11 protein-coding genes are annotated in these 9,440 nt (G+C 66.2%); 9 read left to right on the top strand and 2 right to left on the bottom strand.

Features of this window, described 5'->3' with window-relative positions:
- The first annotated feature begins 198 nt into the window (after positions 1–198).
- From ruvA to GPL20_RS37265, 5 genes are all read left to right on the top strand, one after another.
- The gene (gene ruvA, locus GPL20_RS37285) at positions 199–816 is read left to right on the top strand and encodes a Holliday junction branch migration protein RuvA (RefSeq protein ID WP_254125428.1); all 618 of its coding nucleotides are present in this window, start codon (positions 199–201) and stop codon (positions 814–816) included.
- A gap of 20 nt (positions 817–836) precedes the next feature.
- Positions 837–1,868, top strand: a complete 1,032-nt coding sequence (gene ruvB / locus GPL20_RS37280) for a Holliday junction branch migration DNA helicase RuvB (RefSeq protein WP_157337517.1) — start codon at positions 837–839, stop codon at positions 1,866–1,868.
- Positions 1,869–2,019: 151 nt separating this feature from the next.
- Positions 2,020–2,940 carry a metallophosphoesterase gene (locus GPL20_RS37275; RefSeq protein WP_157337513.1) on the top strand — a complete coding sequence of 307 codons (921 nt, stop codon included), beginning with the start codon at positions 2,020–2,022 and terminating at the stop codon, positions 2,938–2,940.
- 69 nt (positions 2,941–3,009) lie between these two features.
- The gene (gene ybgC, locus GPL20_RS37270) at positions 3,010–3,459 is read left to right on the top strand and encodes a tol-pal system-associated acyl-CoA thioesterase (RefSeq protein ID WP_254125426.1); all 450 of its coding nucleotides are present in this window, start codon (positions 3,010–3,012) and stop codon (positions 3,457–3,459) included.
- A gap of 78 nt (positions 3,460–3,537) precedes the next feature.
- On the top strand, positions 3,538–4,005 hold the full coding sequence (locus GPL20_RS37265; protein ID WP_157337511.1) for a nuclear transport factor 2 family protein: 468 nt from the start codon (positions 3,538–3,540) through the stop codon (positions 4,003–4,005).
- Between the two features lie 177 nt (positions 4,006–4,182).
- On the opposite strand, the gene GPL20_RS37260 is transcribed toward GPL20_RS37265, so the two are convergent.
- Together GPL20_RS37260 and GPL20_RS37255 are read right to left on the bottom strand one after the other, a co-directional pair.
- Positions 4,183–4,887 (bottom strand): type 1 glutamine amidotransferase, encoded by a 705-nt coding sequence (locus GPL20_RS37260; RefSeq protein ID WP_157337509.1) that lies wholly within the window; start codon positions 4,885–4,887, stop codon positions 4,183–4,185.
- A 25-nt stretch (positions 4,888–4,912) separates the two neighbouring features.
- The gene (locus GPL20_RS37255; RefSeq protein WP_157337507.1) at positions 4,913–5,839 is read right to left on the bottom strand and encodes a LysR family transcriptional regulator; all 927 of its coding nucleotides are present in this window, start codon (positions 5,837–5,839) and stop codon (positions 4,913–4,915) included.
- Between the two features lie 151 nt (positions 5,840–5,990).
- Between GPL20_RS37255 and GPL20_RS37250 the strand changes: the two genes are divergently transcribed.
- The 4 genes from GPL20_RS37250 to GPL20_RS37235 are packed head-to-tail and all read left to right on the top strand — an operon-like array spanning position 5,991 to position 9,435.
- A complete protein-coding gene (locus GPL20_RS37250) occupies positions 5,991–6,947 on the top strand; it encodes an N-carbamoyl-D-amino-acid hydrolase (RefSeq protein ID WP_157337505.1) in 957 nt (318 codons plus the stop codon).
- Positions 6,948–6,992: 45 nt separating this feature from the next.
- Positions 6,993–7,820, top strand: coding sequence for an ABC transporter substrate-binding protein (locus tag GPL20_RS37245; RefSeq protein WP_157337503.1), 828 nt, complete (start codon positions 6,993–6,995; stop codon positions 7,818–7,820).
- The gene (locus GPL20_RS37240; protein ID WP_167533371.1) at positions 7,817–8,674 is read left to right on the top strand and encodes an amino acid ABC transporter permease; all 858 of its coding nucleotides are present in this window, start codon (positions 7,817–7,819) and stop codon (positions 8,672–8,674) included. The genes GPL20_RS37245 and GPL20_RS37240 overlap by 4 nt, the downstream gene beginning before the upstream one ends.
- Positions 8,671–9,435 (top strand): amino acid ABC transporter ATP-binding protein, encoded by a 765-nt coding sequence (locus GPL20_RS37235; protein WP_157337500.1) that lies wholly within the window; start codon positions 8,671–8,673, stop codon positions 9,433–9,435. The genes GPL20_RS37240 and GPL20_RS37235 overlap by 4 nt, the downstream gene beginning before the upstream one ends.
- Positions 9,436–9,440 lie beyond the last annotated feature (5 nt).

The raw sequence follows: 9,440 nt of genomic DNA, 5'->3' as shown, positions 1-9,440 counted from the left end.
CCCTCCCCCCTTGTGGGGGCGGGTCGGGGAGGGGGGTAGCCGCGGCGACGGTGTTGCCGTCGTCGGCAGGCTCGGCGCCCCATCCTCGCGCTCTCGAGAGAATCCCCGTGTAGCACCCCCCTCCCTAACCCTCCCCCACAAGGGGGGAGGGAACGGACCGAGATTGCCGCGCGTCCTTCAAGCTGTGGGTGCGCAATCGTGATCGGCAAGCTCAAGGGCCTGATCGATTCCTACGGCGAGGATTTCGTCATCCTCGACGTCGGCGGCGTCGGCTATCAGGTGCATTGCTCGTCGCGCACCTTGCAGCATTTGCCTTCGCCGGGCGAGGCCGCCGTGCTGTCGATCGAAACCTATGTCCGCGAGGACCAGATCAAACTGTTCGGCTTCCGCACCGACCAGGAGCGCGAATGGTTTCGCCTGCTCCAGACCGTGCAGGGCGTCGGCGCCAAGGTGGCGCTCGCCGTGCTCGGCACGCTGGCGCCGGCCGATCTCGCCAACGCGATTGCGCTGCGCGACAAGGCCGCGGTGTCGCGCACACCCGGCGTCGGCCCCAAGGTGGCCGAGCGCATCGTCACCGAATTGAAGGACAAGGCGCCGGCTTTCGCCAATGTCGATCCCGCCGTCGTGCATCTTGCCGGCGCCGTCGACGACCAGCGCGCGCCGCGCCCCGTGGCGGATGCGATTTCCGCACTGGTCAATCTCGGCTACGGCCAGCCGCAGGCCGCCGCGGCCATTGCGTCGGCCTCGCGCAGCGCGGGTGAAGGCGCCGAGACGGCGCAGCTCATTCGTCTCGGCCTGAAGGAGCTTGCGAAGTGAGCGATCCCAAGGCCAACCGCATGATCTCGCCCGAGCGGCGCAGCGACGATGTCGGCGATACCGCGCTGCGGCCGCAATCGTTGTCCGATTTCGTCGGCCAGCAGCAGGCGCGCAAGAACCTCTCGATCTTCATCGAGGCGGCACGCAAGCGCGGCGAGGCGCTGGACCACGTGCTGTTCGTCGGCCCGCCCGGCCTCGGCAAGACCACGCTGGCGCAGATCGTAGCCAAGGAGCTCGGCGTCGGCTTTCGCGCGACTTCGGGCCCGGTGATCGCCAAGGCTGGCGATCTCGCCGCGCTGCTCACCAATCTCGAAGAGCGCGACGTGCTCTTCATCGACGAGATCCATCGCCTCAGCCCGGCGGTGGAGGAGGTGCTCTATCCCGCGATGGAGGACTTTCAGCTCGACCTCATCATCGGCGAGGGGCCGGCGGCGCGCTCGGTCAAGATCGAGCTGTCGAAATTTACGCTCGTCGGCGCCACGACGCGCGCAGGCCTGCTCACCAATCCCCTGCGCGACCGCTTCGGCATTCCGGTTCGGCTGAATTTCTACACGATCGAGGAATTGGAGAGCATCGTCAGCCGCGGCGCGCGCGTGCTCAATGTCGGCATGAGCGCCGACGGCGCCAACGAGATCGCGCGCCGCGCCCGCGGCACGCCACGCATCGCCGGCCGGCTGCTCCGTCGCGTGCGCGATTTCGCGTCCGCGGCCGATGCCGACAAGATCGATCGCAAGATCGCCGACCACGCGCTGAGCGCGCTTGAGGTCGATGCCGCTGGCCTCGATGCCATGGATCGCCGCTACCTCACGACCATCGCGCTCAACTATGGCGGCGGCCCGGTCGGCGTCGAGACCATGGCGGCCGCTTTGTCCGAGCCGCGCGATGCGATCGAGGACATCATCGAGCCCTACCTGATCCAGTGCGGCTATCTCCAGCGCACCCCGCGCGGCCGCCTGCTCACCTCGCACGCCTTCCGCCATCTCGGCCTCACTGAGCCCTCGCGCGACGCGGCGCAGTTCGGCCTGTTCGGCACGGACGAGAGCGACGAATGATCTGCGCAGAGTGCAGGGCGCTCCGGCTGTCATGAACTTCCGGTAATCCTCGTGCAGACCTCTGCACGAGGATGCAGGCCGTCTGCACAAGCGCACCCCAATTCCGCTTCAATCGGACCACATCAAGAAGCTGCATCAGAAGCGGGCTTCCATGATCACTCGCCGTCATTTCATCCGTTCCGTCGGCGCCCTGTCCGCGCTCGGCGTCTCGAGCGCGGCCTACGGCGTCGGTGTCGAGCCGGTGCTGCGCCTCCGCGTCACCCGCTATCATCCGAAGCCGCGACAATGGCCGGCGGATTTTCCCTTGAAGATCGCCGTCATCGCCGACATCCATGCCTGCGATCCCTGGATGTCGCTGGAGCGGATCGAGGGCATCGTCGACCGCACCAACGCGCTGAACGCCGATCTCATCGTGCTGCTCGGCGACTATGTCGCCGGCCTTCATCAGGTCACGCGGATCATCCCGTCGAGCGAGTGGGCCAGGGTGCTGGCCGGGCTCAAGGCGCCGCTGGGCGTCCATGCCGTCATGGGCAACCACGATTATTGGGACGACAAGACCGTGCAGCGGATCGGGCAAGGCCCGACCGTCGCGCACCGCGCGCTGGAAGCGGCCGGCATTCCCGTCTACGAGAATGACGTCGTACGCCTTACCAAGGACGGCCGTCCGTTCTGGCTCGCCGGTCTCGGCGATCAGCTCGCCTTTCTGCCGGCGCGCCGCTTCCGGAGCACGGGGCGCGTCGGTGCCGACGACCTCACGGCGACGCTCGCGAAGGTCACCGATGACGCGCCAATCATCCTGCTCGCACATGAGCCCAATATCGCGCCGCGCGTGCCCGCCCGTGTCGCGCTGCAACTGTCCGGCCACACCCATGGCGGCCAGGTTCGCCTGCTCGGCTGGTCGCCGGCGGTTCCGCCGCAGCATGGCCTCCGCCTCGCCTATGGTCATGTCCGGCTGAAATGCGACGTCATCATCTCCGGTGGCCTCGGTTGCAGCATCATGCCGCTGCGCTTCGGCGTGCCGCCGGAAATCGTCGAGGTGACGCTGGGGCGAACCGCGTCGGTTGTGTCCTAGCCCCGCTTGCGCGCCGGCCCGTTTTTGCGCAAAACGGGCCGGTTACCGACATGCGAAGAGGCTCGCGACGTGACAGCTCATCTCGACGGCGAGATCCGCGACGGCCGCCACCATATGCAGGTCCGCGTCTATTACGAGGACACGGACTTTTCCGGCATCGTCTATCACGCCAATTATCTGCGCTACATGGAGCGCGGACGGACCAATCATCTGCGGCTGATGGGCGCCGAGCAGCAGGCGCTGTTCGAGCAGGTAGAGACGGAAGGCGCCGGCTTCGCCTTCGTGGTGCGCTCGATGCATCTGGACTTTCTGAAGCCCGCGCGGATGGACGACGTGCTCGACGTCGTGACCTGGCCGGTTGCCGTGAAGGGCGCCTCGATCATGCTGGCGCAGGAGGTGCGGCGTGGCGAGGACGTGCTGGTCAAGGCCGAGGTGCGTGTCGCCTTCATCAGCGGCGGCCGCGCGCAGCCGATTCCGAAATCGATCCGCGCGCTGATGAAGGCCGATCTGATTTCGTGATCGCCCGATAGGGGATCGCTACTCGACTCCGCTGCGTGCGGCGATAGATTGCGGCCCCAATCAATCGATGAGGCCATCATGTCGCGCCCGCCGCTTCCGCCTTTCACCCGAGAGACTGCCGCGCAAAAAGCGCGGATGGCCGAGGACGCCTGGAATTCGCGCGATCCGGTTCGCGTTTCGCTCGCCTATACCGAGGACAGCCGCTGGCGCAACCGTTCCGAAGTCTTCCAGGGCCGCGAAGCCATCGTGGCGTTCCTCACCCGCAAATGGGAGAAGGAGCAGGACTACCGCCTGATCAAGGACCTCTGGGCCTTCGACGGCAACCGCATCGCGGTGCGCTTCCAGTACGAATGGCACGATACGAGCGGCCAGTGGTATCGCTCCTACGGCAACGAGCAGTGGGAGTTCGACGAGCACGGCTTGATGAAGCGGCGCGAGGCGTCGATCAACGACATTGCAATCGCGGAGAAGGACCGCCGGTTTCACTGGCCGGCGCCGGGGCCGCGGCCTCAGGATGTGGCGGGGCTGGGAAGCGATCCGTTCTGAGTTGCTTCCTCCCCCTCTCCCCGTTCTTACGGGGGCGCGACGAGCTTCGCTCGCGCTGAGAGGGTTAGGGTGAGGGGCTGTCTCAGCAAACTCGATGGCAGACGGACTCGTGGAGAGTCCCCCTCACCCGGATTGCTTCGCAATCCGACCTCTCCCCGCAAGCGGGGCGAGGTGAAGTCACCGCCTCGCTAAAAACCGCGTGATCGCGCCACCGAGCCTGGCGTTGTCCATCGGCTCCGCCAGCGATGCCCGCGCCGTCGCCACGACATCTTCCGGCGCCTTGCCGTCGCGCAGATCGCAGCACACTTCGGCAAACTCCACGTCGAACTCCGGATGCGGCTGCACCGTCAGCGTGGTGCCGTTGGCGTAGAGCAGGCCGGCATGTGGCGTGAATTCGGACGAGAGGATCGTGAGCGCATCGTTCGGCGGCTCGATCACCTGATCCTGATGCGAGCAGGCAATGGCGACGGCTTCGCCGTCGACCACGCCGTTCTCCGGCAGCACCTGATAGACGTGCCGGCCGATGCCCCAGCCCTTGTCCGACTTGCGCACGGTGCCGCCGAGCGCCTGCGCGATCAGTTGATGACCGAAGCAGACGCCGACCATCGGTGTCCTGTTGGCGTAAGCGGTGCGCACGAAGTCTTCCAGCGGTGCGATCCAGTCGAGCCCGTCATAGACGCCCGCGGCCGCTCCGGTGATCAGTACGGCCTCAAGCCCGCGCGGATCGGGAAGGGCATCGCCGTTGGGGATGCTGACGGTGTCGATCGTCGCCGTCGGATCCTCGGCGCGAACCATGCGCGCGAACATGTCCGGAAACGAGCCGTGGCGCTCGCGATATTTTTGCGGGACCTTGCCGGTCTCGATGATGGTGATGCGTGCCATATGCCCCTCGTGGAAAAGGTAAAGCTCAGTCGCTTCCTACCCCATGTTGCTGGTGTGGCGCTGCGCGCTCCAGGAGGGCGCTCTGCTTGCGGACCTCGCTGAGAAAGGCCTTGGCCAGACGCGATAGCGGTTCGGCTTCCGACCACAGCATATAGGCGACCGCGTGGGTCGTCGGCGCGAACGGCCGGACCACGAGGCCGCTGCCGCCGTTCTGACGCGGCGAGAAGGGATCGACCACGGCGGCGCCGACGCCGGCGGCCGCGAGCACGCAGGCCGTGTTGCAGTAACGCACCTCGACGGTCGGCCGGAACGGCGCGCCCGCACGCGCAAAGCTGTCGCGGACGGCTTCGCCGAGCCGCGTGCCGCGCTCCAGCCCGATGAAGGGCAGGCCGGACAGGTCGGCGGCCGAGATCACGGCCTTGTCCGCGAGCGGGTGCTGCGGCGGCAGCACGCACACCATCTCGCCGGTGTGCACCACCTCATGCGCGATGCCGGGATGATGCGTCAGCCCCAGCGCGAAGCCGAGCTCGGCGACGCGGCTGAGCACGCCCTCGATGATGCCCTCATAGCGGCGCACATCGAAGAACACCCGCGTCTCCGGGCGGCGGCGCAGAAAGCCGGACAGCGCGGAAGGGATGATGCTGTAGGCGAGCGGGGGCGTCGCCACGATGGCAAGATGCCCCGAGCGATTCTCGCGCAGATCGCGCACGCGGTTCTCGAGTTTTGCGTGCAGCGCGAAGATCGCCTCGCTCTCCTTGTAGAGCGCCATCGCTTCGGCGGTCGGAAACAGCCGGTTGTTGACGCGCTCGAACAGCGCAAAGCCGGCCTGTGCCTCCATCGTCTTCAGCGCATTGCTGACCGCCGGCTGCGACAGCGCCAGCTCGTCCGCCGCCGCCACCGTGGTGCGGTGGCGGATGACGGCACGCAGGATCTCGAGCTGACGCAGGTTCATATCACTGCCGATTATACTCTGGGCCAAAACATCATAGCAGGACGAATTGATTTTGCAGCCCCGCTTGCCCGTAATGGCAGCGGATTTGCGCGTCGCATCAAAGGGTTCATTCGCCCATTGAGGCAGCACCGCGCACACATTGGAGGCAATCTTGGTTCGTGTCCTTCGCGCCGCCGCAGCTCAAATGGGGCCGACGCAAAAAGCCGATACGCGCGAGCATACGCTGGCGCGGATGCTCGACATGCTGGAGGAGGCCGCCGGCCGTGGCGCCAGCCTGGTGGTGTTTCCGGAGCTTGCCTTCACCACCTTCTTTCCGCGCTGGCTGCTCGAAGGCGACGAACTCGACCGCTACTTCGAGCGCGGCATGCCGAACCCGGCCGTGGCAAAACTGTTCGATCGTGCGCGCGCACTGCGCGTCGGCTTCTATGTCGGTTATGCCGAGCTGACGCCGGACGGCCGGCGCTACAATTGCGCCATCCTGGTCGACCGCGACGGCGAGATTCTTGGTCGCTATCGCAAGGTGCACCTGCCGGGCTCGGTCGAGCCGCGACCGGGCGCGCGCTATCAGCAGCTCGAGAAGCGCTATTTCGAATATGGCGATCTCGGCTTTCTCGCCTTCCGCGCCGGCTCGGCCTGGGCCCACGCCATCATGGGCATGATGATCTGCAACGATCGACGCTGGCCGGAATCCTGGCGCGTGCTCGGCCTGCAAGGGGTCGAACTTGTCTGCATCGGCTACAATTCGGCGGCCTATGATCCCAATGGCGGCACGACGGAAGACGGCACGCTCCGCACCTTCCACTCGACGCTGGTGACGCAGGCCAACGCCTACATGAACGCGACTTGGGCAATCTCGGTGGCGAAGGCGGGCGACGAGGACGGCTCCGGGCTGATCGGCGGCTCCTGCATCGTCGACCCCAACGGCCGCATCGTCGCGCAGGCGCAGACGCTCACTGACGAGGTGATCGTCGCGGACATCGATCTCGACCTCTGCCGCCAGGGCAAGGACAAGATGTTCAACTTCGCCGCCCACCGGCGGCCGGAGCAATACCGGGTGATCACCGAGCGCGCCGGCGTCATCGAGCCGGCGGTTCTCGACGCGGACTGACAAAATGGCACCGCGTTAGCAAAAGGGACTGGCAAAGGAGCTGACATGACACGCCTCTCGCACTTCCTCGGCTTCGCAGCGCTGGCTGCCGTGACGTCGGCGCACGCAGCCGAGCTTCCGGCGGAGATCAGGCAGGCGGGCACGTTGAAGCTCACGGTCAACTCGACCTACGCGCCGATGGAATATCGCGATCCCGCCACCAACGAACTCGTCGGGCTCGACATCGATCTGGCGAACGAACTCGCCAAGCGGCTCGGCGGCCTCAAGATCGTCTGGAGCGAGACGCCGTTCGCCGAGCTGATCCCCTCGCTTCAGACCAAGCGCGCCGATTTCATCATCTCCGGCATCTCGGACCGCGCCTCGCGGCGCGAGACCGCCGATTTCGTGGATTACCTTGCAACCGGCCCGCAATTCTTCGTCATGGCGGAGAACGAGGCGAAGGCCGCGACGGATCTCTGCGGCAAGAAGGTCGGCACCACCCGCAGCACCAGCTTCCCGGTCGAGATCGAGAAGTGGAGCAAGCGGAATTGCGAGCCGGCCGGGAAGCCTGCGATCCAGTACGTGCCGGGCGAAAACTCGATCGACGTCCGCAACCAGCTCAAGCAGGGCCGCATCGACGCCGCCGTGCAGGGCAGCGAAACGCTGCCTTATGCGCAGACGCAGGAGCCCGGCAAATACCGCGTCGTCGGCGAGCCCTTCGCCAAGGGCTATCAAGGCATCATGTTCCGCAAGGACGATGCGGCCTTGCGCGAGGTGGTGACGGAGAAGCTCGCCGCCATGATCGCCGACGGCGCCTACAAGGCCGTCCTCGACAAATGGGGCCTCGGCGCCAACGCGGTGGCCCAGCCCATGCTGAACGCGGCGCCGCAATGAAGCCGGGGCCGGCACTCGCGGAAGGTTTTCCCGATCTGTCGGGAATGCGGATCGCGCGCGAGCCGCACTGGTTTCGCTGGCTCAGCGCGGCGCTCATCGTCCTGGTGCTGGCGGCGATCGTGCGTGCCTTCGCCGGCGGCCAGATCGAATGGTCCTATGTCAGCCGCTTCCTGACGGCAAAGGTCATCCTCGAAGGCATCGTCAACACCATGGTGATGGCGGTGCTGGCGATGGCGCTCGGCATTGTCCTCGGCATCGTCGTGGCGATCATGCGGCTGTCGCCCAATCCGGTGCTGAAGACCGTTGCCGCCGGTTACACCTGGCTGTTCCGCGGCACGCCGCTGATCCTGCAACTGCTGCTGTGGTTCAATCTCGCGCTGGTGTTTCCGACCATCGGCATTCCCGGCCTGTGGACCGCGCGTGCCGTGGACGTCATGACGCCGTTCCTCGCCGCGCTGCTCGGGCTCGGCATCAACCAGGGTGCCTATACCTCCGAGGTGATGCGCGCCGGCATGCTGTCGGTCGACATCGGACAATACGAGGCGGCGCAGACGATCGGTATGGGGCGGCTGCGCGCACTGCGGCGGATCATCCTGCCGCAGGCGATGCGCGTCGTGATCCCGCCGCTCGGCAACGAATTCATCAGCATGGTGAAGGCGACCTCGCTCGCAAGCGTCATCCAATATCCGGAACTGCTGCACAACGCCGAAAACATCTACTACGCGAACTCCCGCGTGATCGAGCTTCTGATCGTCGCCGGGCTCTGGTACCTGCTCGTCGTCTCGATCCTGACGCCACTCCAGATGTTGCTCGAACGCCGCTTCGCACGCGGCACATTGCGGCTTGCGCGATGACAAAGCCCCTCGTCGCGATCCGCTCCGTCAGCAAGAATTTTGGAGAGTTTCAGGCTCTCAAGAATGTCTCGCTCGACGTCTGGGCCGGCGAGGTGATGTGCCTGATCGGCGCCTCAGGCTCGGGCAAGACCACGCTGCTCCGCTGCGTCAACCAGCTCACCGCGATCGATGCCGGCGGCATCTGGCTCGACGACGAGCTGTTAGGGGTGCGCGAGCATGGCGGCCGGCTCCATCGTCTCAGCGAGCGGGAGATCGGGCGGCAGCGGCTGAAGACCGGCATGGTGTTCCAGCGCTTCAACCTGTTTCCGCACAAGACCGCGCTCGAGAACATCACCGAAGGCCCGACCCAGGTTCAGGGACGCAAACCCGATGAGGTGCGTGCGGAGGCGCTCGAGCTGCTGCGCCGGGTGGGATTGTCGGCCAAGGCCGATTGGTATCCCGCGCAGCTCTCCGGCGGCCAGCAGCAGCGCGTCGCGATAGCGCGCGCGCTCGCCATGAAGCCGATGCTGATGCTCTTTGATGAACCGACCAGCGCGCTGGATCCCGAGCTTGTCGGCGAGGTGCTCGCGGTCATGAGGGAGCTGGCGAGGAGCGGCATGACCATGATGGTGGTGACGCACGAGCTCGGCTTCGCGCGCGAGGTCGCCGACCGCGTCGTCTACATGGACCAGGGTGCGATCGTCGAGCAGGGACGCGCCCAGGACGTCTTGGGTGCGCCCCGTGAGGAGCGCACCAGGGCATTTCTTTCCGCAGTGATCTGAGATGG

Source organism: Bradyrhizobium cajani (assembly GCF_009759665.1).
GTDB lineage: Bacteria > Pseudomonadota > Alphaproteobacteria > Rhizobiales > Xanthobacteraceae > Bradyrhizobium > Bradyrhizobium cajani.
The sequence above is the reverse complement of the archived record's forward strand: the minus strand, read 5'-3'. Positions and strand labels throughout refer to the sequence as shown.